The sequence below is a fragment of the Desertibacillus haloalkaliphilus genome, assembly GCF_019039105.1.
GTDB lineage: Bacteria > Bacillota > Bacilli > Bacillales > KJ1-10-99 > Desertibacillus > Desertibacillus haloalkaliphilus.
Window position 1 is genome coordinate 1 of record NZ_JAHPIV010000419.1, and the last position, 361, is coordinate 361.

General features: G+C 38.0%; 1 protein-coding gene. It reads left to right on the plus strand.

What is annotated here, in order from left to right; genetic code table 11:
* The coding region (locus tag KH400_RS22590; RefSeq protein ID WP_312889343.1) for a putative PEP-binding protein at positions 1-361 on the plus strand (361 nt) is incomplete at both ends.

Sequence of the window (361 nt, forward strand, 5' to 3'; positions counted from 1 at the left end):
ACGTATGGAAGGCAAGCCAGTTGTCATTCGTACATTAGATATTGGTGGAGATAAAGAACTACCATACTTAGATCTTCCAAAAGAGATGAATCCATTTTTAGGTTTCCGTGCCATTCGTCTTTGTTTAGAAGAAAAAGAAATCTTCAGTACTCAATTGCGTGCTCTTCTTAGAGCAAGTGCCTTTGGTAATTTGAAAATCATGTTCCCGATGATTGCTACACTAGATGAATTCCGTCAAGCAAAAGCAATGCTTCTTGAAGAAAAGGAGAAATTAGTTGCGAATGGAGTTGCTGTTTCAGATTCAATCGAAATTGGTATGATGGTTGAAATTCCTTCAACGGCAGTTGCAGCAGACTTATTT